The sequence below is a fragment of the Shewanella saliphila genome, assembly GCF_014648295.1.
GTDB lineage: Bacteria > Pseudomonadota > Gammaproteobacteria > Enterobacterales > Shewanellaceae > Shewanella > Shewanella saliphila.
Map to the genome: position 1 here is coordinate 89,929 of NZ_BMQV01000007.1, position 24,788 is coordinate 114,716.

22 protein-coding genes are annotated in these 24,788 nt (G+C 44.3%); 8 read left to right on the top strand and 14 right to left on the bottom strand.

Annotated elements, in window-relative coordinates:
- Positions 1–50: 50 nt before the first annotated feature.
- From IEY48_RS05635 to IEY48_RS05650, 4 genes are all read left to right on the top strand, one after another.
- On the top strand, positions 51–1,580 hold the full coding sequence (locus IEY48_RS05635; protein ID WP_188918153.1) for a Re/Si-specific NAD(P)(+) transhydrogenase subunit alpha: 1,530 nt from the start codon (positions 51–53) through the stop codon (positions 1,578–1,580).
- 11 nt (positions 1,581–1,591) lie between these two features.
- Positions 1,592–3,076 (top strand): Re/Si-specific NAD(P)(+) transhydrogenase subunit beta, encoded by a 1,485-nt coding sequence (pntB, locus tag IEY48_RS05640; RefSeq protein ID WP_188918156.1) that lies wholly within the window; start codon positions 1,592–1,594, stop codon positions 3,074–3,076.
- Between the two features lie 103 nt (positions 3,077–3,179).
- Complete coding sequence (locus IEY48_RS05645; RefSeq protein WP_188918157.1) at positions 3,180–4,202, top strand: sensor domain-containing diguanylate cyclase; 1,023 nt, start codon at positions 3,180–3,182, stop codon at positions 4,200–4,202.
- Positions 4,203–4,472: 270 nt separating this feature from the next.
- Complete coding sequence (locus tag IEY48_RS05650) at positions 4,473–5,171, top strand: DUF3581 domain-containing protein (protein ID WP_188918159.1); 699 nt, start codon at positions 4,473–4,475, stop codon at positions 5,169–5,171.
- Positions 5,172–5,442: 271 nt separating this feature from the next.
- Here IEY48_RS05650 and IEY48_RS05655 read toward each other — a convergent pair whose 3' ends face one another.
- The 3 genes from IEY48_RS05655 to hldE form a co-directional block, all read right to left on the bottom strand.
- Entirely contained in the window at positions 5,443–5,913 is a 471-nt protein-coding gene (locus tag IEY48_RS05655) for a TetR family transcriptional regulator (RefSeq protein WP_188918162.1), read from the bottom strand.
- 249 nt (positions 5,914–6,162) lie between these two features.
- Positions 6,163–7,128, bottom strand: a complete 966-nt coding sequence (locus IEY48_RS05660; protein ID WP_229786335.1) for a hypothetical protein — start codon at positions 7,126–7,128, stop codon at positions 6,163–6,165.
- A 2-nt stretch (positions 7,129–7,130) separates the two neighbouring features.
- Positions 7,131–8,561 (bottom strand): bifunctional D-glycero-beta-D-manno-heptose-7-phosphate kinase/D-glycero-beta-D-manno-heptose 1-phosphate adenylyltransferase HldE, encoded by a 1,431-nt coding sequence (gene hldE / locus IEY48_RS05665; RefSeq protein WP_188918164.1) that lies wholly within the window; start codon positions 8,559–8,561, stop codon positions 7,131–7,133.
- 105 nt (positions 8,562–8,666) lie between these two features.
- On the opposite strand from hldE, the gene IEY48_RS05670 reads away from it, so the two are divergent.
- Entirely contained in the window at positions 8,667–9,596 is a 930-nt protein-coding gene (locus IEY48_RS05670; RefSeq protein ID WP_188918166.1) for an LpxL/LpxP family Kdo(2)-lipid IV(A) lauroyl/palmitoleoyl acyltransferase, read from the top strand.
- 45 nt (positions 9,597–9,641) lie between these two features.
- Here the strand turns inward: IEY48_RS05670 and IEY48_RS05675 are convergent, their stop codons facing one another.
- Both IEY48_RS05675 and IEY48_RS05680 read right to left on the bottom strand, forming a co-directional pair.
- Positions 9,642–10,028 (bottom strand): hypothetical protein, encoded by a 387-nt coding sequence (locus IEY48_RS05675; protein WP_188918168.1) that lies wholly within the window; start codon positions 10,026–10,028, stop codon positions 9,642–9,644.
- 131 nt (positions 10,029–10,159) lie between these two features.
- Entirely contained in the window at positions 10,160–10,828 is a 669-nt protein-coding gene (locus tag IEY48_RS05680; protein ID WP_188918170.1) for a nitroreductase family protein, read from the bottom strand.
- A 151-nt stretch (positions 10,829–10,979) separates the two neighbouring features.
- On the opposite strand from IEY48_RS05680, the gene IEY48_RS05685 reads away from it, so the two are divergent.
- Both IEY48_RS05685 and IEY48_RS05690 read left to right on the top strand, forming a co-directional pair.
- Positions 10,980–11,663, top strand: a complete 684-nt coding sequence (locus tag IEY48_RS05685; RefSeq protein WP_188918172.1) for a Rossmann-fold NAD(P)-binding domain-containing protein — start codon at positions 10,980–10,982, stop codon at positions 11,661–11,663.
- Between the two features lie 100 nt (positions 11,664–11,763).
- On the top strand, positions 11,764–11,943 hold the full coding sequence (locus tag IEY48_RS05690; protein WP_188918174.1) for a helix-turn-helix domain-containing protein: 180 nt from the start codon (positions 11,764–11,766) through the stop codon (positions 11,941–11,943).
- A gap of 71 nt (positions 11,944–12,014) precedes the next feature.
- On the opposite strand, the gene nqrF is transcribed toward IEY48_RS05690, so the two are convergent.
- The 9 genes from nqrF to IEY48_RS05735 all read right to left on the bottom strand — a co-directional run bounded on the left by nqrF (position 12,015) and on the right by IEY48_RS05735 (position 22,943).
- The gene (gene nqrF / locus IEY48_RS05695) at positions 12,015–13,232 is read right to left on the bottom strand and encodes an NADH:ubiquinone reductase (Na(+)-transporting) subunit F (RefSeq protein ID WP_188918175.1); all 1,218 of its coding nucleotides are present in this window, start codon (positions 13,230–13,232) and stop codon (positions 12,015–12,017) included.
- A 24-nt stretch (positions 13,233–13,256) separates the two neighbouring features.
- Positions 13,257–13,865, bottom strand: a complete 609-nt coding sequence (gene nqrE / locus IEY48_RS05700) for an NADH:ubiquinone reductase (Na(+)-transporting) subunit E (protein WP_188918177.1) — start codon at positions 13,863–13,865, stop codon at positions 13,257–13,259.
- Positions 13,866–13,874: 9 nt separating this feature from the next.
- The gene (locus IEY48_RS05705; protein ID WP_188918179.1) at positions 13,875–14,495 is read right to left on the bottom strand and encodes an NADH:ubiquinone reductase (Na(+)-transporting) subunit D; all 621 of its coding nucleotides are present in this window, start codon (positions 14,493–14,495) and stop codon (positions 13,875–13,877) included.
- A complete protein-coding gene (locus IEY48_RS05710; protein ID WP_188918181.1) occupies positions 14,496–15,263 on the bottom strand; it encodes a Na(+)-translocating NADH-quinone reductase subunit C in 768 nt (255 codons plus the stop codon).
- Positions 15,253–16,464, bottom strand: a complete 1,212-nt coding sequence (locus IEY48_RS05715; protein WP_188918183.1) for an NADH:ubiquinone reductase (Na(+)-transporting) subunit B — start codon at positions 16,462–16,464, stop codon at positions 15,253–15,255. Before IEY48_RS05715 ends, IEY48_RS05710 begins: the two co-directional genes overlap by 11 nt.
- On the bottom strand, positions 16,464–17,840 hold the full coding sequence (locus IEY48_RS05720) for a Na(+)-translocating NADH-quinone reductase subunit A (RefSeq protein WP_188918185.1): 1,377 nt from the start codon (positions 17,838–17,840) through the stop codon (positions 16,464–16,466). Before IEY48_RS05720 ends, IEY48_RS05715 begins: the two co-directional genes overlap by 1 nt.
- Positions 17,841–18,138: 298 nt before the next feature.
- Positions 18,139–19,839, bottom strand: coding sequence for a heme ABC transporter ATP-binding protein/permease CydC (gene cydC, locus IEY48_RS05725; RefSeq protein WP_188918216.1), 1,701 nt, complete (start codon positions 19,837–19,839; stop codon positions 18,139–18,141).
- Positions 19,840–19,922: 83 nt separating this feature from the next.
- A complete protein-coding gene (cydD, locus tag IEY48_RS05730; protein ID WP_188918187.1) occupies positions 19,923–21,701 on the bottom strand; it encodes a heme ABC transporter permease/ATP-binding protein CydD in 1,779 nt (592 codons plus the stop codon).
- A 168-nt stretch (positions 21,702–21,869) separates the two neighbouring features.
- Positions 21,870–22,943, bottom strand: coding sequence for a DUF3626 domain-containing protein (locus IEY48_RS05735; protein ID WP_188918189.1), 1,074 nt, complete (start codon positions 22,941–22,943; stop codon positions 21,870–21,872).
- A 321-nt stretch (positions 22,944–23,264) separates the two neighbouring features.
- Between IEY48_RS05735 and IEY48_RS05740 the strand changes: the two genes are divergently transcribed.
- Positions 23,265–24,770 (top strand): DEAD/DEAH box helicase, encoded by a 1,506-nt coding sequence (locus IEY48_RS05740; protein ID WP_229786336.1) that lies wholly within the window; start codon positions 23,265–23,267, stop codon positions 24,768–24,770.
- The last annotated feature ends 18 nt before the right edge of the window (positions 24,771–24,788 follow it).

The window sequence follows — 24,788 nt, forward strand, 5'->3', positions numbered from 1 at the left end:
TTGATGGGGCAAGCAATAGACAGTCTTTTATTAACCATCAGGAAACAGTCATGCAGATTGGAATACCGAGAGAAAGTATCGAAGGTGAAACTCGAGTCGCGGCGACTCCAGCCACTGTGGTACAGCTAAAAAAGCTCGGCTTTAGTGTGGCAGTCGAGGCACAGGCAGGTGTGAAGTCGAGCTTTGATAATGCTGCATTCGAAGCTGCTGGAGCAGATGTAGTCGACAACGTGTATCAGGCAGACTTTATTTTTAAAGTTAATGCACCGACCGATGAAGAAATTGCAAAAATGAAATCGGGTACCACGTTAGTCAGTTTTATCTGGCCAGCGCAAAACCCAGAGCTCGTTGAAAAACTGTCAAGCCAAAACATTACCGTGATGGCAATGGACATGGTGCCACGTATTTCACGGGCACAATCACTTGACGCATTATCATCAATGGCCAACATTGGTGGTTATCGTGCAGTGGTAGAAGCCGCTCACGAATTTGGTCGATTTTTTACCGGGCAAATTACCGCAGCAGGTAAGGTTCCTCCCGCTAAAGTCCTAGTCATTGGAGCAGGTGTAGCAGGTCTTGCTGCTATCGGTACTGCAGGTTCTCTAGGCGCAATCGTTCGCGCATTTGACACTCGTTTAGAAGTGGCAGAACAAATTGAATCAATGGGCGGCAGTTTCTTAAAGCTTGAGTTTGAAAACAAAGAAGGCGGTTCATCTGACGGTTATGCCAAAGTCATGTCAGAAGAGTTTATTGCTGCTGAAATGGCGTTATTTGCCGAGCAAGCTAAAGAAGTCGACATTATTATTACCACCGCACTTATCCCTGGTCGCCCTGCGCCAAAACTGATCACCAAAGACATGGTAGACACCATGAAACCAGGTTCAGTGATTGTCGATTTAGCGGCTGCTACGGGTGGTAACTGTGAGTACACAGTCAGTGGCGAGCGCTTCATTACTGATAATGGCGTAAAAGTACTAGGTTACACCGACCTTCCTGGTCGTTTACCCGCGCAATCATCACAACTTTATGGCACTAACCTAGTCAACTTGATGAAGTTAATGTGTAAAGAAAAAGACGGCAATGCAGTACTCGACTTTGATGATGTGGTGATGCGCAATATGACCGTGACTCGTGGCGGCGAAATTACTTTCCCACCACCAGCCATTTCAGTCTCTGCAGCGCCAGCAAAACCTGCAGCAAGTGCTGAACCTAAAGCCGAGAAAGTCGAAAAAGCACCGTCAAAGCTTAAATACATCTTAGGGGCGCTGGGGATTGCCGGCTTTGCCGCTGTAGCCTCTGTTGCACCTGCAGAGTTTTTATCACATTTTACCGTGTTTATTTTGTCGTGCGTTGTAGGTTACTACGTGGTGTGGAACGTGTCTCATGCGTTACATACACCGCTAATGTCGGTCACTAATGCGATTTCAGGCATTATTGTGGTAGGTGCGCTATTGCAGATAGGTCAAGGCTCAGCCCTTGTCACTGCACTTGCGTTTGTCGCGGTGCTTATCGCCAGTATTAACATCTTTGGCGGCTTTACCGTCACTCAGCGTATGCTGAAGATGTTCCGTAAAGATTAAGGGGTAATATCGTGTCTCAAGGACTGGTTACAGCATCTTATATCGTTGCCGCGGTATTTTTTATTCTCAGCCTAGCTGGGTTGTCAAAACAAGAAACGGCTAAAAATGGTAATTTATTTGGCATTATTGGTATGGCGATTGCGCTTGCAGCCACCATACTCAATCCTGCAACAAGCGGCGTAGAATGGATCATTCTTGCCATGGTGATTGGTGGTGCAATAGGTATCCGCTTAGCATTGAAAGTTGAAATGACTGAAATGCCAGAGCTGGTCGCCATATTGCACAGTTTTGTGGGTTTAGCTGCGGTATTAGTGGGCTTTAATAGCTTTATTGATATTCAGCCTCACGAAGTATCAGAAGTCGTCTTGGTATTAGGTCAAGACTTACATACAACCTTAGAATCTGCCAAAGCCGCTTTTGTTGAAGCAAGCCAAGTTCAGCAAGCTGAACACTTAACTGGCGCCATGCTAAACATTCACTTAGTTGAAGTATTCTTAGGGGTATTTATTGGTGCAGTGACCTTTACCGGTTCTATTGTGGCCTTTGCTAAGTTACGCGGACTTATATCATCAAAAGCATTAATGTTACCGCATCGCCATAAGCTTAACTTGCTTGCGGTAGTGGTTTCATTCATTTTGATGGTGATGTTCGTACAAGCTGGCGGCGCTGTCACTCCGTTAATTTTAATGACCTTAATTGCCTTTGCATTTGGCTGGCATTTAGTGGCATCAATTGGCGGTGCAGACATGCCTGTAGTGGTATCAATGCTGAACTCATATTCAGGTTGGGCTGCTGCAGCAGCGGGCTTCATGCTATCAAATGACTTACTGATTGTTGTAGGCGCACTAGTGGGCTCGTCAGGTGCGATTCTGTCTTACATTATGTGTAAAGCCATGAACCGCTCGTTTATTTCAGTGATTGCCGGTGGCTTTGGTAACGACAGCACTGCAGCATCTGGTGATGAAACCGTTGGTGAGTATCGTGAAACCAGCGCAGAAGATGTGGCTGATATGCTTAAAGCATCTGAGTCAGTCATCATCACCCCAGGTTATGGTATGGCGGTTGCGCAAGCGCAATATCCGGTAGCAGAAATCACTAAAAAGCTGCGTGCATTAGGCATTAAGGTTCGCTTTGGTATTCACCCTGTAGCAGGGCGCTTACCTGGCCACATGAACGTACTACTAGCAGAAGCAAAAGTACCTTACGATATCGTGCTCGAAATGGACGAAATCAATGAAGACTTTAGCGACACTGACACAGTATTAGTGATTGGTGCTAACGATACGGTTAACCCTGCTGCGATGGAAGATCCAAATAGCCCCATCGCCGGTATGCCAGTATTAGAAGTGTGGAAAGCACAAAATGTGATTGGCTTTAAACGTTCAATGAACACAGGTTATGCCGGTGTGCAAAACCCATTGTTCTTTAAAGACAATACCCAAATGCTGTTTGGTGATGCTAAAGACAGTGTAGAAGCGATTCTAAAAGCACTTTAACGTTTAATCAGCGTCTAAAAATACCAGCTTAATAGCTGGTATTTTTTTATTTAATAATTAGCTAAACTACTCTATATCTAATTAAAAGGATTATCGCTTAGCAATGGCAGTGCAGGACAACATAACCCAGCTTCAGCTTGAAATTGAGCAATACAAGCTCAAAATTAAGCAGCTAGAGCGCGAGAATAGCCACCTCACCCTAGTGAACAAACGGGTTAACGAGCAACTCAATGCTGCGCTAGATGGCACAGGCCTATGTTTATGGGAACAGCATATCCCAAGCGGTAATCTGACTATTTTTAATCAACAGTGGGGTCAGCTTCTCGGCTTTACCCGTCAAGAACTGCCCGCACATATCGACAGCTGGAAAGGCAACTTACACCCCGATGATAAAGACTGGGTCATCGAAGCATTCGAGAGTCACGTTGCCGGTAAAGCTGAAACCTACCAAGCCGTGCACCGAATGATCCACAAAGATGGTACTGTCGCCTGGGTGTCTGATCGAGGCCGAATTATTGAACATGACATCAATGGCCAGCCCCTGCGGATCATGGGGGCCCATGTTGATATCACTAAAGAAAAACGTTACGAAGAAGAATTAGCTAAACTGGCTCATCGGGATCCACTCACTAACCTGCTTAACCGCACCGCGCTAGTCAAAGCATTTAAAAAGCAAAAACAACAAAACCGCCAACATAATTGTGGTGCGTTATGTTTCATTGATCTGGATGGATTTAAAGTCGTTAATGACCATTTAGGCCATCGCTATGGCGATAACTTGTTAATTCATATTGCACATCAGCTATTACACACTTGCCAACAGTTATTTAACCCTGGCAACTCCAAAGCCAAACAAGATCACTTTCATGTGGCGCGTTTTGGCGGTGATGAATTTGTGATTTTAACTCAATGCAATGACGTTGAGTTACTCTCAGAAATGGCCAATACTTTGTTAGATTTATACCGCCCACCACTGGAGCTCGATGGTGAAACCATCAACATAGGCTTAAGTATTGGCATTAGTTTATTCGATGAACTCGATGAGTTTACTAATGTTTGCGAGCAAGCAGACAAAGCCATGTACAGCGTCAAAAAACACGGTAAACATAACGTCATGTTCTGGTAGCTGTGTATCTTTTTATCAATGAATTATTTAAAGCAAAGTGCAATACCCCGCCCACGATAATGAAATCAAAATTTTGTGAAATCGAACACGGCAATCACTCAGTAGGCCCTAGTCATCGGGTGAGTTTATTTGACTTTTTAAAGTAAACTCTCGCTCAATTAACCATGTTATTAAAAATATTAATGCACCAAATTATGTTTTTTACTGCATAATCAGATACAAACCGCTGTGGTGCATTAGCAGACAACTGACCAATAAGAATAATTCTATATGTTTTTATCACCTTACTTTACAAAACAAGATCAAAGTGTGTTTATTTCAGCTCAACAAGCCAGTGACTTTGCCAAAAAGGTCGCCGAAGACTTCAACCCCATTCACGATGTCGGTGCAAAGCGTTTTTGTGTACCGGGTGATTTGTTATTTGCTTTAGTGCTCACTGAATATGGCTTAAGCCAAAATATGCAATTTAAGTTTGCAGGTATGGTCGGTGATAATGTAGAACTGCATCTCGATAAAAACGTCACTGATCAATTCAGTATTTGCGACACCAAAGGCAAAGAATATCTGCACATTGAACGCCAAGGCGAAGTGTGCAAATGCGACGTGCAAACCGCCGCCTTTATTAAAAGTTACGTCGCGTTTTCAGGTTTAAACTTCATCCATGTGTTAATGCCGATGATGAAACAACATCAGGTAATGATTAACCCTGATCGCCCATTAGTTATTTACGAAAGCATGTCATTCCATCTTGATCATTTTGACTTCAGCACCATGAGTTTACATTTGGCTGAGCAATCATTGGTGATTAATGGCAAGCGTGGTGATGTGACCTTAACCTTTGAATTACACAGCGAAGGAAAAGTGATTGGCAGTGGGGTAAAAACCTTGGTACTCAGTGGTCTGCGTGAATACGATGCCGAAAAGGCTCAGCAAATGTGTGACCGTTACGAAAATCGTAAAAAGAGCTAGTGTCTAATCAAGCTGACTATGCATATTCAGGTTAGTTGTGGGTATAAAGTAAAACGCGAGCAACACCGTTAAGTGCTGCTCGCGTGATATACCATAATGCTATTGCTTGCTGTGTAAGCTAAAGGTTTACGTCAACCACTCACTCAACTCAACACTCAACTCAATATTGGTATGTCGATATTTTATTGATCATACGCCAATTTAAATACCGATGCGTTACTTTCAGGATAAAACAAATTTTTGCCAAACTTACACTTCATTCAATCGTTTATTACGTAGCTTGCCCATGGTTAAACAGCGCTAAAACACTGTGTCCAATGAGCTGCTCAATGCATTGACCTCCCGCCTCTGCAAATTGCGCTACGGCAGTGTCTCTCACAATATTTAACGATTTAAGCGTTTTAATATTGTCGTCAGTACTGCTACTTAAACTTAAAAACAGTTTTAATACCGCTTTGCGCTCTGGGTGTTGCATTAATGCGCCCCAAGATTGCTTTAATCGCGCTATTGAAGAAAAATCTAATCCTTCAATAAAAAACTGCCCTATGCGTTCATCTAAACGCACTAAAAATTCCGTTTTACGTGGAAAGTGGTGGCTAATACCAGTTCGGCTTATCCCAGTCGCTGCAGATAAGGTGGTATAAGACATAGCCTCAAAACCAATCGTGAGGATTTGTTTAAAGGCTTCATCTAAAATTTGGTTAACGGTTAACTCAGTTTCAACTCGTGAACGCTTGGCCATAAACATGGGTCTCTCTAATTATTTTGGTGCCAGAGCTTACCAGACCACACTAGAAAATTCTGCTAAGAATCAGCAAATTTACAACATATTTAACCGTACAATATTCAGAAAGTGAGTATAAATCAGAACATTATCGCGATAACGATTGATTTACCCCTTTAAAATCAATGGATATAGAATACGCCTGACAAACAAGCGTCATACGGTAAAAAAACAGATTAATGGACGTGAATCACAAAGAGTTACAAATTAGTTAACAGTGCTGAATTGTTGCTGCAGCCAAAGTTGTGCATTGCCTTTGCCCATTAACTGTTCAAGGGTTGGCGATAAGACTTCAACAAGCTTGGGTTGGCGCCAAAACATATAGCCAGGTAACGGTTGCACGACCCCTGCGCCAAAGGTGCGTTGTATTAAGCTTGAAAACTCGGCCATATCACGCTCAGACCACAACGGCATTAATGGATAAACGGCGGCAATAAAATCCTCATACCGAACAAACTTCTGTAACTGTTCAATACTGTAGTGAGTCAACGCAATTTGCAGTTGCGGGGCGCTCCAATGAGATAAATTGGCACTGTCATTAATTAACGCTAAATTTCGGCGATGAAACTGCTGCCAAGCTAAATCGAGCTGCGGATAATGATGAGCAATGCGCCAGAGTAGATAGATATCGGCTAACCATTCATGCTGATACTCTGATAGCGAACCAGGCAGTAAGGTTTGTTGCAGATCGATATTGTACAAATGCCCTAGCTCATGCCACAAGGTAAGCTGCGCCTGTTGCTTTAAAGGCAATTGGTAAGTCGTGAGCCCTATTGAGCCACTTTGCTCAGCAATGTCTTTATTAGGATTAAGCACTATCACCCCAGCAATGGCTTTATCGTGAGCTGACAGCACCATGGCACTTTTATAACCTATGGCGTTACGTATCGCAGCGCGAGAAAATACCGTTTGCTGGCGTAAATGCGTCGGTAACATTTGCAAGCAGTCGCTTAACGTCGTCACATAACACACTAACGCGCGTTTGTTAGCGATATCGGTAAAATAACCTTGCTGAAAACGTTGCGACTGAGTCGCTGAACCAGGGTTTGTTAAATAAGCCGAAGTATCAGGCGATATACTAATGGATGAGGGTTGATCTGAGAGGGGCTCACTGGCAACAGCAACACTGAAACCGATAAGGCTAACGAATAACCATTGCCAGTGAAAAGTCATAACTACTTTTTAGACATGATGTTTTGAATAATCGCAGTGGTCGACACGCCATCTTCAAAACCAAGCACTTCTACTTTACCGCCAGCGGCAATCACTTCAGCCCCGCCTGCGATGTCTTCAACTTTATAATCGCCACCTTTGACTAAGGCATCCGGTAATAAACGGGCAATCACGCGTTGTGGGGTATCTTCACTAAAGGGAACAACCCAATCAACTGCAGCTAAGCCTGCAAGCACCGCCATGCGGCGATCAACCGGGTTAACTGGGCGACCAGGGCCTTTTAAACGGGTCACCGAATCATCGTTGTTTACCGCCACAATTAAGCGATCGCCTAACGCTTTAGCCTGCTGTAAATAGCTCACATGGCCTGCATGTAAAATATCAAAACAACCGTTAGTCATCACAATACGTTCACCACGTAAACGCGCTTGTTCCATTGCATACGCGAGTTGATCTTCTGTCATCACACCAAAGCCAGACTCGCCATGGCTTTGTGCCAATGCTTGTATCAGCTCAATGCGACTCACTGTTGAGGTGCCTAATTTGCCCACAACCACACCGGCTGCGGTATTCGCTATCGCACATGCTTGCGCCAAGGTTGCCCCTGCAGCAATCGATGTCGCTAACGCTGAAATCACCGTATCACCCGCGCCTGTTACGTCATACACTTCACGGGCAACGGTGGGGATATGCAGTTCAGGCTGGTCTTTAGACACTAAAGTCATGCCTTTTTCAGAACGTGTCACCAAAATGGCTTTAAAGTCATGTAACTTAATTAACGTCTGCGCTTTTTCAATCAAATCGCTTTCACTGGTCACCGTACCGACTACAGCTTCAAACTCGCTCATATTAGGAGTGATAAGTGATGCACCATGGTAACGGGCAAAGTCATGGCCTTTAGGGTCGACCAATACAGTCACGCCTTTTGCGCGGGCTTTGGCGATAAAATCTTTAGGTTCGTTAATCGCGCCTTTGGCATAATCTGACAGCACTAACACATCAACGTTATCTAAAATCGTTTCACTTTGATCAAACAAGGCCTGACTGCTGGCTTTGTCGAACGATTCTTCAAAATCTAAACGGATTAATTGCTGATTACGAGATAAAACCCGCAATTTAGTAATCGTTGGCTTATCGGCAACACTTAACCATTGCGGCTCAACCCCAAACACTTTAACCCCTTGGGTCAGTGCTTCGGCTGTTTCGTCTTGTCCCACAAGGCCAGCCAACTGCACCTGGCCGCCCAATGCGGCAATATTTAACGCCACGTTGGCCGCACCGCCAGGTCTATCTTCAATTTGGTTAATTTTAACAACAGGCACAGGCGCTTCGGGAGAAATGCGTCCAGTTGGACCCACCCAATAGCGATCCAACATTACATCCCCAATCACTAAAATACGCGCGTTTTCAAACGCTGGGAGAGAAACCTTCATAGTGTATTCACTGTGTTGCAAAAATTTAACCGCAATTGTACCTAATTTTCATCAGAATAATGAGTTAGAATAACAAATAATTTTTGAGAACAAGACGAGTCATCTGTGGTCGAAAAAGCCGAATTTTCTTCTGATTTATATCATCCTAAACATTGGCCTATGTGGTTTGGCGTATTATTAATGCGCACCACGTTATTACTGCCCTTGCGTTGGCAAATGAAAATGGGTAGCGCCATTGGTCACTTAGTCAAAAAACTCGCTAAAGGTCGTGTGCACACAGCGCGTCGCAATATTGATTTATGTTTCCCAGACATGAGCGAAACAGACAAGCAGCAACTTCTTGATAGCACTTTTGAAGAAACCGGCAAAGCATTATTCGACACCATTAATGCTTGGTGGTGGTCAAATGATCGTGTTCAACAGCACATGACCATTAAAGGCACTGAGCATGTCAGTAACAGCTTAGACAATGGTAAAGGGGTCATTTTATTTGCGGTGCATTGCTTACCACTTGAAATGGGCGCACGTATCTTTGGTCAATTTGCTCCCGGGATAGGCGTATATCGCCCGCATAACAATCCCGTTATGGAGTATTTACAGGTTAAAGGCCGTTTACGCTCAAATAAAGGCTTAGTGCCTAAGCGTGATGTACGCCAAATGATCCGCAGTTTACGCGCACCTGATGTTATCTGGTATACCGCCGATCAAGACTTTGGTCGCTCAAGCGCAGTCTTTATCCCATTTTTTGCCGTGCCAGACGCGGCAACGATTACCGGAGCGACTTCACTGGCAAGGCTAGGTAAAGCTAATGTGTTGCCTTTCTTTGTTGAACGAAACGCCGACGACACCGGTTATAATCTCGAAATTATGCCCGCACTGGAGAACTTTCCTGGCGGCAATGAAACCGACGATGCCATTCGCGGTAATCAAATTGTAGAACAATTGATTAACCGCAACAGAAGCCAGTATATGTGGCTACATCGACGCTTTAAAACCAGGCCAGTTAAAGGCTCACCATCGTTATACAAAGAATAAAAAAGCGCCATAGCGGCGCTTTTTTATTCAATTTTCTACAATGTTTTAGGTTTTTTTAGGTATAAACTCAAACTCTTGAGAAATATGTGCCGCCTTAAAACTGGCCGGATTTTGCATCAAATTAGTGGCAATAAAGTCGGCGGCCATGCCGAAAGGTTTTTCATTCACTTGGCGTTGAAACGCCATACCTTCAGCAGATTTTGCTAATAAGTATTCATAGGCCAATCGATTACACTCAACCACCCAATCTGCATTTATGCTGGCCGCTTGGGTTTTCGGTAAACAATTTAGGGCAATAGAATGCTCACTAAGTGTTATCGACAATTCGACCAATTCGCCCTGGGTAGATTGAGTCTGTTGATTGTCAGCTTCAGCGAGCATTGACACCATGCCGCCTAATGCAAATATCAGCAGAGAGCTTGTTAGATTCATATTAACTCCATTTAATACGGTTATTCGTACACCCAAAAGTCTAGCATTAATCCTTATAGATAATAAGTTACTTTAGCAAATCACGATATGCTTTAACAAGGTTAAAAAACAGCTAAGCATATTGCTTCAACTTAGATAAAGTCACACATTTCAGCGAGGGACTTTTTATTCACGGCATGCTGTGGGATGGTCGCATCCTCAGCGGGATAGCCTGCAATAATTAACATATAAGGCCGTTCATTATCGTAGTCGCGGCCACACACCTTACTTAAAAAGCTCATTGGTTTGGGCGTATGGGTTAACGTACCTAACCCAGCATGGTGCAAGGCCTGAATTAAAAAACCAGTCGCAATCCCCACAGACTCATGCACATAATAATTTGTCTTTTGCGCGCCCTCATCTTCGCTACGTTTCTGACTAAACACCGCAATCAACCAGGGTGCATGCTCTAAATAAGGTTTGTTCGCATCGGTGCCTAATGGTTTTAACGCATCTAACCACTCTTCGCCTGCTCTGCCAGCATAAAAAGCTTGCTCAAGAGCTTCTGCTTGCTGTCGAATTTGTGCTTTTATCTCAGGGCTACTAATGGCCACAAAATGCCAAGGTTGGTGGTTAGCGCCGTTAGGTGCGGTGCCAGCGGCCAAGATACATTGTTCTATAATAGCTTGAGGGACAGCGCGATCAGAAAAGGCCCGTATGGAGTGACGACGCTTAACATGTTGGTAATTGTCTTGCGCGCGCTTGAGCATTTCATCTTGGGGATATTCTATAAAATCGGTGAGCGGCAAATGCGCGGTCATAACAAGTCCTTATAAATGAGACGATTGAAAACATCGCTCTAAGCTAACAAACATAACAAAAAATGCTACACAAATATTCTTATTGAAACCGACACAATGACAGATTACATTCAATACCATCAATTCAATATTTAGCTTAATAAAGGATTATATGATTGCAGCGATAATGGGTGCGACTGGCTTAGTGGGTAATGCGTTACTCAGCCAATTAATAGAAAGTGAACACTACAGCAAAGTTATCGTTATCGGTCGCTCAACACCGGCTTTAGTTGAGCATCAGTTTGGCGCCGAAAAAGTCCAATTTATTGCCTGCCAACTTGATGAGTTACACGAGCTCACATTGACCGACAAAATTGATCATGCGTTTTGTTGCTTAGGGACAACGATCAAACAAGCTGGCAGTGAAGAGGTGTTTATTCAGGTCGACAAACTAGCAGTACTAGCATTTGCAAAATTAGTTCAGGCCCAAGCAAACCCAGCGCTTAAATTTTTAGTGGTTACCGCCCACGGTGCCAGTGCTAAGTCATCCGTCTTTTATAACCGGGTTAAAGGTGAATTAGAGCAGTCACTCATGACTCTCGCCCTCCCTGTATTGAATATTTTTCAACCCAGTTTATTGCTTGGCAAACGTGAGGAGAGCCGCTTTTTAGAAGGTATTGGCCAGGTGCTTTTAGGGGGTTTGTCGTGGTTATTTGTGGGGCCTTTACGACAATATCAACCAATCCAAGCTGAAACAGTAGCAGAGGCAATGTATCAAGTCGCTTTGGCGCCACAAGCAGCCCCAACAACGAGAACCATCAGCAATATGATGATGCATGACCGTCATCATGAATAAAAAACCTAACCGCTTTTAACATTGCTATAGGGACAGATGAAAGGCAAAAGGTGACATCGAGTTAATTAACTAACTAGCAAACCATAAAATGGAGGTGAATATGATTGACAATGATTATTTAACTTTAGATGAAGTCTGCAAAATACTGGACAAAACACCGACAACAATTAGGCGTTACGCTCGTGAAAGCTTATTAACTAGCGAGCAACATGGTGAAGAGCTCAGTTTTAATAAAGATGAGGTTATGCGCTGTTTGAGGTTTTCTGATCGCTTAAGTTAAACTCTAAATGTCTACTGCATAAAAAAATCCCCAACGCTTATCACGTTGGGGATTGTTATTTGTAACCTAGATTAATCACCAAAGTCATCTAACAAGATGTTTTCAGATTCAACACCTAGACTTTCTAGCATACTAATTACAGAGGCGTTCATGATTGGAGGGCCACACATATAAAACTCACAATCTTCTGGCGCTTTATGCTGCTTTAAGTAGTTCTCATACAGCACATTATGAATAAAGCCGGTGTAACCCGTCCAGTTATCTTCTGGCAGCGGATCAGACAGTGCCACATGCCACACAAAGTTATCATTTTCGGCAGCCAGCTGATCAAAGTCTTGTTGATAAAACACTTCACGAGTTGAGCGAGCGCCATACCAAAAGCTCATTTTACGCTTGGTTTTAACACTTTTTAATTGATTAAAAATGTGCGAACGCATTGGCGCCATACCCGCACCACCGCCAACAAACACCATCTCAGCATCGGTCTCTTTAACAAAGAACTCACCAAATGGCCCTGAAATAGTCACCTTGTCACCGGCTTTTAAATTAAAGATGTACGACGACATTTTACCTGGTGGTAAGCCTTCTTTTGGCGGAGTAGCAATACGCACGTTAAGCATAATGCGGCCCTTTTCATCTGGGTAGTTTGCCATTGAGTATGCACGTAATACGTCTTCATCTACCTTTGACACTAAGTCGAATAAACCGTATTTAACCCAGTCACCACGATATTCTTCAGGGATATCAAAATCGGCATAACGCACTTCATGCGCAGGGGCTTCAATTTGAATATAACCACCGGCTTTAAATAGCACTTCTTCGCCATCAGGAATTTTTAACAACAATTCTTTAATAAAGGTTGCCTGGTTATCATTTGAAATAACCTCACATTGCCATTTTTTAACCCCAAAGATTTCTTCGTCAACTTCAAGCTCCATGTCGGTACGCACGGCAACCTGACACGCTAAACGACAACCTTCTTTGGCTTCTTTTTTAGTAATATGGTCCAGCTCAGTAGCCAAAATATCACCACCGCCTGACTTCACTTTAACGCGACATTGACCACAAGTACCACCGCCACCACATGCAGACGGAATAAAAATTTGATGTCCTGCTAACGCGCCAAGTAACTTGTCGCCCGCTGGCGTTCTAACTGTTTTTTCAGCATCACCGTTAATACTAATTGTGACATCTTCGGTGCTGACTAACTTACGCTTGGCGAGTAAAATCACCATTACTAAGATGCATACCACAATGGTAAACATGCCTATACCTATTGCCATTTCCATTACATAGCCCTTCTTATCAATGCGTTATAACGTGATGCCAGCAAAAGACATAAATCCAAGTGCCATTAATCCGGTGGTAATAAAGGTAATACCGATACCTTGTAACCCATCGGGAATGGCATGAAACTTCATCCGCTCACGTAAACCTGCAAGTAATACAATCGCCATAGCCCAACCCACAGCCGAACCTGACGCAAATACCACTGATTCAGTTAAGTTGTAGTCACGGTTAGCCATAAAAATTACTCCAGCAAAAATGGCGCAGTTTACGGTTAATAGCGGTAAAAAGATCCCCAATGACTGATACAAAGTAGGAATGTAACGGTCTAAAAACATTTCTAAAATTTGCACTAATGCGGCAATAACCCCAATAAAGGTAATGAGCTGCAAGTAGCTTAAATTCAGTTCAGCATAACCTGCCCAGGCTAATGCGCCTGGTGCAAGAATATTGACGTAAATGATTTGATTTAATGGCACTGCCAACATCATCACCACAATGACGGCAATCCCTAAACCAAAGGCGGTAGACACCTTTTTAGATACCGCAAGAAACGTACACATGCCCAAGAAAAAAGACAGGGCCATGTTGTCGATAAATGCAGCCTGGATAAATAAATTAATATAGTGTTCCATGATGCCTCCTTAACTGCGCTTACGCTGAACGACTTTAATGGCCCAAATCATCACGCCAATTAAAAAGAATGCGCTAGGCGGTAATGTAAACATTTCATTTGCAAGGTACCAACCACCGTTTTCGATGGTGGTTAATATCTCATGGCCAAACAAACTGCCACGACCTAATAACTCACGTACAAATGCCACGCCTAACAAAATCAAGCCATAACCTATAGAGTTGCCTAATGCGTCAACCAGCGCTAAATGCGGTGGATGCTTCATGGCAAAGGCTTCTGCACGGCCCATAATGATGCAGTTAGTAATGATTAAACTCACAAACACAGATAACTGTTTTGATAGTTCATACGCTACATCTTGCAACACCATATCAACGATAATCACCAATGAAGCAATCACGGTCATTTGCGCAATAATACGGACACTGTTGGGAATAAAGTGACGAATACTAGAAATAATTACGTTTGAAAATACCAGTACAAAGGTCACGGCTAGGGTCATCACTAATGCGGTTTGCATTGAGTTACTGACCGCCAATGCCGAACACACACCGAGCACCTGCATAGCAACAGGGTTATTGGTAAAAATTGGCGATGTTAAAATCTCGCGAGTCGAACTGACTTGGCTCATTTATTTACCCTCCGCAGCAATAGCGTGTAAATAGGTTTGATACCCTTCAACGCCAAACCAAAACTCAACTAAACGTTGAATCCCCACACCGGTACGTGTTGCACCACTGACACCATCGATACCGTGAATATCACCTTCTTTAGCACCGCCCTTGATAACTTTAATGGCCATTTTGCCTTTGTCATCAAACAGCTTTTTACCCTGCCACAAGGCTAACCATTCTGGGTCGGTAACAAAATCGGCAATACCTGGAGTTTCACCGTGCTCATAAAATACAATATTTTCAATGGTATTAAGGTCAGGCTTAATTGCCATGTAACCGTAAATAATCGACCATAAACCTTTACCGTAGATTGGCATCACAATGCTAGATAGCTGGTTATTAGCATCGTAAACTTCAAAAATACGGATATCAGTCGCCATGCTTTTAATCTTGGCGATGTCTTTTTTAGGCTTAGTTGACGTCTCAGGATTAATGGCCGCCATACGCTCGTCAAAGTCGAGCAAGTTGTCTTTTTCGGTGACTTGACCACTGGCTAGGTTCACCATTTTAGGCTTAACACGTTGTTCAAACAGGGCATTAAAATCACCTTGGCTAATATCTATGCCAGCGGCTTTTAATACAAACTGTTGTACTTCATCACGTTTTTTAGCCAGCTTACGTTCTTTTAAAATCTCAGCAGTACCTGTGATCATAAATGAGCAAACCAAACTTAAAACGATAATAAAAATCATAGTTCCAGTAACGGTATCTTTTTTAAAGGCCATGACGTTTTAGTCTCCGTTTGATATTGGCTTGAGCGACTAGGTAGTCGAATAACGGTGCCCATAAATTGGTAAACAAAATGGCTAACATAATGCCTTCAGGCATTTTTGCATTGAGTAAACGGATAATAATGGTCATCAAACCAATCATAAAACCATAAGCGAACTTAGCTTTGCGGGTGTATGAAGCAGTCACCGGATCGGTCGCCATAAACATCATCCCTAAGGCAAAGCCACCAGTCACTAAATGCCATGTCCACGGCATTGCTGACATTGGGTTTCTGCTTGACCCAAAGTAGTTAAACAACACTACTGTTAAGATCATCCCAACCATCACGCCAGCCACAACACGCCAATCGGCCACACGAGTCAGCAGTAAAATACCGCCACCAATTAAAATCGCTAAGGTGCTCGTTTCGCCAACAGAGCCTGGGGTAAACCCTAAAAACGCATCCCACCAAGTGCTGTCGCTAAACACACTAAACCAGCTTGCATCGACAAAACTGAGCTTTTTAGCCACTGTTAGGGTTAACGTTGTTGCGCCAGAATAGCCATCAACCGCCACAAATTGGCTTAATGCAGCCACTTCAGTTGGGTAAGCAAAATAGATAAATGCATAACCGGCCAGTGCAGGGTTTAAAAAGTTATACCCCATGCCGCCAAACATCTCTTTTGCCACAATCACACCAAAACTGAGGCCAAGTGCCACAATCCATAACGGTGTTGAAATGGGTAAAATTAGCGAGAACAATAACGCTGTGACAAAGAAGCCTTCGTGTAACTCTTGGCGGCGGACTTTGGCAAATACCACCTCCCACACGAGGCTTACTACTAATGCAGTGAGGTAAAATGGCACATAAAAACTGGCGCCATAGGCAAATAAACTGATTAAGCCTGAGCTTTCAGTTAACGGCCCAAACAACAAGTTATAAATAGCCAGTTGCCATACTTCTGGTTGCGCAGCACCGGCCATAATGGCCACCTGGGCTTGCAGCCCCAAGTTGTACATACCAAATAACATGGCAGGGAATAAACACATGCCCACAATGTGCATGGTGCGTTTAACATCAATTGCATCACGGATATGCACATGGCCTTTAGTGCTACGGCCATTGGCAATCCATAATGAACGTAAGAAGCTACGCATCGAGTCGCCATGAGCGTAATAGCTATCTTGGCTGGGCTTTTTTTGTTGCTGACTCATTAACCTTCCCTCTCGATAATATCTAGGCAAGCACGAAGTTCTTTACCAAAGTCATACTTTCCTGGGCACACAAATGTACATAAGGCTAAATCTTCTTCATCTAGCTCTAATGCGCCAAGCAGCTGTGCTTCGTCGGTATCACGTACCACTAAATCACGTACAAGTAAGATAGGTAAAATATCCAAAGGCATCACATGGTCTAGGCGACCAAACGCCATCATGGCGCGAGGTGAGCCACCAGCATGAGTGGTAAAATCAAATAATTTTTTGGTGCGGCTAAAGCCAGACATCATGATACCGGTGAGCGAAAACTTATTACTGTCATGACGCACCCAAGGTAATACTTCCTGGCGATCGTTTTCAGTTAATACACTCACCTGATTGTGGAATCGTCCAAGATAATCATAAACGCCAGCTGCAGTATGGCCTGACAATAACGATCCAGACACTATGCGTGATTGGCGCTGATCAATTTCAGGCGCGACCCATTCGCTCAACTTAGCACCCAATTGAGTGCGCACTAAGCGAGGTTTTAATACATTAGGGCCAGCCAACGCGACGATGCGGTCGGTGTAAAGCTCACCTGTTAAAAACAATTTGCCAAACGCTATCACGTCTTGATAACCCAAGTGCCACACTTGACGTTCAATACTGACTGGCAATAAAGAATGAATATGAGTACCGACTAAACCTGCTGGGTGTACACCGTTGAAACCTTGTACATTTACACGAGATAAGTCGTATTTGGATGTTGCAGACAGTAGCGATTCGCCGTCATCCTGACACAAGTACACTTTGCCAGAAGTTAGTAGGCTTAATACATATAAGCCCGCCTCAAAAGCCTGTGGCTGAGTTGCAATCACCACCCGAGGGTCTGCCGCTAATGGATTAGTATCAACTGCGGTGACAAATATGCCAGCAGGGGTCGCATCAAGTTGGGGGACCCGTGAAAACGGACGCGTTCTAAACGCAGTCCACAAGCCACTTTTAACAAGAGCTTGCTTTACGCTTTCATGGTTTAAGCTTGTTAATTCAGTTGGCTCTATCACGTTTGCCGTCGTTTGCTCTGCATCACAGTCAATCACAACTGACTGTAATACACGGCGTTCGCCACGATTAATCGCAGAAACCACGCCGCTAGCAGGTGCGGTAAATAGCACGCCAGGCGTTTTCTTATCTTCAAATAAAACCTGGCCTTTTGTCACGCGGTCGCCAACTTCAACCATCATGGTTGGTTTTAGGCCGACGTACTCTTCACCTATCAGTGCCACTTGCGTGGTTTTAGGCGCGCCGTCTATTTGCTGTAGTGGTTCACCAGCAATCGGGATATCTAGTCCCCGCTTAATGGTTATCACTGGATTTGTCACACCAGTCATGTCATTCACCATCTTAAAAAAATTTCGATAGCTTATAGTATATGTTTGCAACTGCTAATATATGAACAAAGATCACACTCCCAGCGCGGCTTGTAATTTTGAAACATAACCTAATCACAAATTTGTGAGGCAGATCAATTTATCTCAGCCAGCGAAAACACTTTATGTAATTTTTGTATCAGAAAGGTTGTTACGTTTCTGAGTCTTTATGCCTGCTTGCTAATAAAGCAAGTAAGCATAAACCTCAGTATTTGAAAAGGATCTAAGAAGCGAAAACCATTTTTTAACACTACTTATGTCAATAATGAGCTTGTGAGCGTTGTAAGCTCCCTTGTTGAAAAGTATAAACCGCATCCATCTTGTCGAGGGCGGTACTACGATGGCTAATCATCAATAACGTTTTATTTTCTGCAAAGTTCAACAACAGTGAAAGTATCTCGCGTTCGGTGCGTTTATCAAGCCCTTCGGTAGGTTCATCGAGCAATAATAATGGCGCAGCGCGTAATAACGCTCTAGCTACACCAATACGGCGCTGTTCGCCACCCGATAATTGTCGGCCACCCTCACCAATCCACATGTCTAGCGGTTTGTCGCCTTGCAACAACGCCCCTAAGCCGACTTGTTGTAATACCGAGATAAAGCGTTCATCGTGAGCTTTTTTAGGCTCACCTTGTTGATAAGGTAAAGCCAGCGTTAAATTTTCGCGCAGCGTGCCGGCAAACAAATAAATACGTTGACTCACAACGGTCATTGACGCCCTAAGCTCTGCTTCACTGTAATCGCAAAGGGGTTGACCATCGAGGGTAATATCACCTTGTTGGGCTGACCATTCACGCGTCACTAGCCCCAACAAACTCGACTTACCACACCCGGTTGGGCCTAGTATTGCCACTTTTTGCCCTGCGTTAAGGGTTAAACTCAGCCCTTGTAAAATAGGGGTGTGTGGTTGATAAGCAAAATGAACATTGTGTAATGTCAGCGCGCCCGAGTTTGCTTTTAAGGGGCTGTGCGGATCAAAGCTTATCGCGGGTGTTTGTTCGGTTATGTCTGTGACACGCTGCGCGGCTAACAGGGTACTGGATAAATGTTGAAATGCCCCTGCGATGGGCATCATCATCTCTAGGCTCGCCATAGTGGCAAATACCATTAACGCCATTAACGGCCCTGGTGGCGTTGCATCGCCCACGCCATGACTGGCCAAATACAACATCACCAGCACGGCGGTGCCATTAACTAAAATCAGCATGGCCTGGCTTAAGCCGGTAATATTGGCCATCGCTGTTTGTTGGCTAAATAATCGCGCTTGGGCTTGCTCAAGTTTGGCTAAATAACGCGTGTTTGCTGCAAACAGGCTTAATTCGGCTTGGCCTTGAATCACATCAAGCAGCATCACTCGGTACTGCTGTTTCGCATCGATTAATGCTCGACCAGGCGTTTTACCGAGAGCATAAAACACCACGGGTAATACACACCAAGCAAGCAATAAAATACTGCATAAACTCAAGGCTAAGTTAAGGTCAAACCAGGCTAAAAAAACAAACAGTCCTGCAATCATCAATAATGACGCCACTAAAGGCGTTAGCAAGCGTAAATACAAATGATCTAAGGTGTCGATATCGGCCACTAAACGATTAAGCAAATCACCACGACGCAGCCCTTGTAAGTTAGCGGCGCTCAACGGTAAGAGCTTTTGCCACGCCCAAATGCGTAACTGAGTTAACAATTTAAATGTGGCTTCGTGGGTGGCTAAACGCTCACCGTAGCGGCTTGCTGTTCGGGCAATAGAGAAAAATCGCACGCCGCCAGCTGGGGTGAAAAAGTTAAACATTTGCGCTGTAGCAACTGATAACCCCGCGATTGCTGTGGCCGACAAAAACCAGCCCGATAATGACAACAAACCAATGCCGGTTAATAAGGTGATAAAGGTTAATATTAAGCCGGTCAGCATCATCAGCCATTGGCGGCGAAACAAGGCTAAAAACGGCACTAATACTCGCAATGATGTGCTCCGCGTTGATATCGATTGTGCTGCTGTTTGAGGCGAGTCAGTTTGCAGTGAGGTTTGCTCAGTTGAGTGATTCATTAGTAACCCTCCTGCTGTTGATTAAGCATTTGCGCTAACAAGCCTTCACTGCCAAGTAACTCACTCACCTCACCTTGCTGCACAATAAGGCCTTTATCCATCACCAACACCTTATCCATTGCGCTTAAGTCATCTAACCGATGGGTAACGGTTAACCCACTCACGCCTTGCATGGCAGTTTGCAATGACGCCAACACAAACTGCTCGCTTTGAGCATCTAAACTGGCAGTTGGCTCATCGAGTAAAAACAGCTTGGCGGGTTGCGCGAGTGCCCGCGCTAAAGCAAAACGTTGCGCCTGGCCAACAGAGACTCCCGCGCTTTGATCGCTGATCATCAGGTCGAGCCCCTGGGCATGCTGAGTGACAAAGTCGCTAATATTGGCTTGCTCAAGTAGCGTCATAATTTGCGAGTCGGTTAATTGTGGATTTGCCAGTGCGACATTATCGCGCACCGTGCCATGAAACAATTGCGGGTCTTGACCAAGCCAGGCTAAATGCCGGCGCCAGTCGCTAGGCGCAATACTCGACAGTGATTGTTGATTCACCATTAGTTGGCCTTTGTAGGGTAAAAAACCTAACAAAGCATTAAGTAAACTGGTTTTCCCCGCGCCACTTGGGCCAACTATCGCCCAATGTTCGCCCGCAGGCAGCGTAAATGAAATTGGTCCTAATAAACGCTGACCATCAACACTAAACACCTCAAGATTAACAGCTTCAATACTGATGGCATCGACCGAAAATGACGCTTTATCTGGACTGTGAGCATCTGTTTTAGCGCCTTCAACCTGGTAGTCGAGTAATTCAACTAAGGTTTCTGCAGCGCCAATGGCTTGCGCTTTAGCATGGTAATGGGTGCCTAAATCGCGCAGTGGCTGAAAAAACTCTGGCGCTAAAATGAGTACAAACATGCCGGTAAATAAGCTAATACTGACGCCGTAATGGCCAAAATCTAAATGGTCTAAATAACTAAAGCCAAAATACACCGCAAGCACGGCAATCGACACGGCAGCAAAAAACTCTAATACCGCAGAACTTAAAAAAGCTAAACGCAGCACCGACATGGTGCGGCTACGAAAATCTTCTGATGCGCTTTCTATATTACTAAGCTCAGCATCACCGCGATGAAATAACTTAACGGTTTGTAAGCCTTTTAAGCGGTCCATAAAGTGGCCGCTTAAACGTGCTAACGCTTTAACATTTTTACGGTTAGCATCGGCCGCGCCCATACCCACTAAAATCATAAACATTGGGATTAAGGGGGCTGTGACTAATAAAATAACCCCTGCCGCCCAGTTAAGCGGAAATACACACACCAAAATAAGCAAAGGGATAAAGCCGGCTAACATCATTTGCGGCACGTATTTAGCGTAATAGTCGTGTAAGTCTTCAACCTGTTCAAATACTAAACTCGCCCAAGCACCTGACGGTTTGCCTTTAATAAACACAGGCCCTAACTCAACCAACTTATTCAACACAGCTTGGCGAATGTCGCTGCGTAAACGTTTACCCGCCTCAAAACTCACTCGCTCACGCACTTGCGCTAATGCAGCACGCAAGAGTAACAGACCAATGAGACCAATAAATTCAAGATTAGATGCGTGCAGTGACATATTTTGCATAATCACTTGCTGCAAAATGCGCGCGATACAATAAGCCTGACCCACAATAGCAACGCCATTGAGCCAGCCACATAAAATAGATAATTTAAGGAAAATACCACAGGCAGGCTGTTGGCTTTTAAGCCACTGAGTTAATGACTTTTCTAACGACTTATCCATGACGCTCCGGCAGTGTTTATTTTCACCCTAAATTCGCCCTGCAGTATCGCAGCACTGGACGTGAGATAACACCTTAAATAGTGTAAATGTTAACTGATTCACATTTTGCTAATGGACTATCAGTAATGGATATCTGTTATAGGTAATCGCGCTTAAATCAAGCTTAAACTACAACAGAAAAGGTTCATTTGAGGGAGTATGGCCGTATTTGACTAACACATGCCATAACAGTTTTAAGTCTTGCAGCTTTTTGGTGTGCGCGCCGCGCTCACTCCAGGAGGTGGGTTGCTTTTGCAGTTGATAAGCGGCTCGGCCAATAATTTCAGCATTGATTATCTGATCTTCAGCAATACTGTGTGCCAACGTCGGCATTGCCGCACCACGAAAATCATCGGGTACATCTGTCACCCGCATTTGTCTGCCATTGTGCCAAAGCAGTTCAATGTCATATTCATCGCACAGTGCCACTAAAGAATCACCAATTTGACTGCCAATAAATGAGGGGTCGGCGACTAACACGGCAACATCTTTATCTAACGATACATCACCGTGAATTTGCGCCTCAATGTAATGATCCAAATTACCGCAAGGTTCATTGTCAAAGCGTTTTTCTGTCGGGGCGGTTAAATGCTGACTAAAGTAATTAATCAACTTACTGGGTTTAAGCCCTACGCAACCTAAGGCATATTGGCGCTCAAAACTTTCGCTCAATAGCGCCGCTAAAATCACATCAAAGCACTTTATGGTGCCTTTCTCTTTTGGCAGCCGGTACGAGTCCATATAGCTGAAAGTACAACGCGGTAATATTTGCGAATGAGTCACTAAGTAACAACTGCCAAAACGCGGTGCAGGGCCTAACGGACAGAGGCCAAAATCAAGCGCGCCGTATTTGGGGCGATGCTTAATGCCAGAATAACAATTGCCAAATAATTGGTTTTCCCAATGGTCGCGGGAGCCACCAAGCTCAGGCGACAAATGACCATTCGACACATGAGTTTCAAACTGGCTTTTATACACACCGTCGCGCAATAAGCCGTCGACCACACAGAGACCACGGCTATCAATTCGGTCGGGGTGAAAATGCAAGGCCACTCGACTGTGGCTAGAAAGTTGGCGCATCGCCATTTGTAACGCTAAGGTAGAAATGTTCGACATTAACAACACATTCTTAATCACAGCATGAGCGTGATCTCGCAGCTCATATGCCGTTTTCTCGATGTGTGTGTGTGCCGTTAATTTCATCAGTTGATATCACCTTAACAGTAAATAACCTCAGCTAAGTCGCTGAATATAGGTTGTCATTTTATTGTATGTAATAAGTTGAGCTTTAGCACTGATCGTAGCCTCAAGATTAACACTATTTCATTCTAAATCATTATATTCATAAGCATTGATAGCTAAATGTGTCTCAAAGACACCACAACAAGGGCAAACAGCACCGCATAGCTTGCAATTATCAAGAGTTTATTAGCACTTATAGCGGTTTTCAGGTAAGCTTCACGGCCGCCGTTTCTGGCTACCTTTTATTCAAAGCAACAATGCGTTGCCCAAAGAGATTTTTCTATGAGTTTTGCCTCACTTGGTCTGAATGCTGCTATTTTAAAAGCGGTTGAAAAACAAGGTTATGACACCCCCTCTCCTATTCAAGCACAAGCCATTCCAGCCGTATTAGCCGGACAAGATGTGATGGCAGCAGCCCAAACCGGGACTGGAAAAACCGCAGGCTTTACCCTGCCAATCCTAGAATTATTGTCAAAAGGCAGCCGTGCTCAACGCGGTCAAGTGCGTGCATTAGTATTGACACCAACGCGAGAATTAGCCGCCCAGGTACAAGAAAGTGTGGCCACATACGGCGTTAACTTACCGCTTAAGTCGGCCGTAGTATTTGGCGGAGTATCCATTATCCCGCAACTTGCCGCGCTGCGTAACGGCGTAGATATTTTAGTGGCAACCCCAGGTCGATTACTCGATTTGTGCCAACAAAAAGCCATTAGTTTTAGTAAATTAGAAATCCTGGTGTTAGACGAAGCTGACCGCATGTTAGACATGGGCTTTATTCGCGACATTAAAAAGGTGTTAGCGTTACTGCCGCCTAAACGTCAAAACTTGATGTTTTCGGCGACCTTCTCGGACGACATCCGTGAATTAGCTAAAGGCTTAGTCAATAACCCTGTCGAGATTTCGGTTACGCCACGTAATGCCACCGCCAATACCGTTACCCAATGTGTTTACCCATTGGATAAAACCCGTAAATCTATGGCGTTAATCGAATTGATTAAAACCAATGATTGGAAACAAGTATTGGTGTTTTCGCGCACTAAACATGGCGCTAACCGTTTGGCCAAAAACCTAGACGCTGCAGGCATTAAAGCTGCTGCTATCCATGGTAATAAAAGCCAAACTGCCCGCACTAAAGCATTAGCTGATTTTAAAGCTGGCACAGTGCAAGTTATGGTGGCAACTGACATCGCCGCGCGCGGTATCGACATTGACCAACTACCATTTGTTGTTAACTTTGACCTGCCTAACGTACCTGAAGATTATGTTCATCGTATTGGCCGTACTGGCCGTGCGGGTTCAACAGGCCAAGCAGTATCGTTAGTCGGCCTTGAAGAAGTTAAATTGTTGCACGATATTGAGCGCTTAATTAATCGCACCATTGAACGCAAACAACTTGCCGGTTTTGAAGCACCATTCACTATTCCTGAAGCAAGTAGCCGCTCAGGTCATAAAGCCAATAGTGTTAAAAAGCCCAACCCGAATCGCAGCAAGCATGCTCAGCAGCAAGCTAATGGGGCACAAGGTGATAAGCCTGCGCGTAAATATGACTCGCGTCAGCAATCTCGCAGCAATAAAGAAGGTCAGTCGCAAGGTGCTAACAAGCCAAAAGCCGCCGGCAACAGAGCTGAAGCGATTGCCAATGGTAACAAACCACCACAGCGTAACCGTCCACCGCGTCGCAGCGGTGGTGGTGCAACTGGTGGCGCTGCAGCGAGTAGCAATAGCAACACGGGTTCTGCGTCAAAGGGCAGCGTTAATCCATACGCCAATGCCAAAGTAAAAAACTAAGATTGAATTTAAGCGATA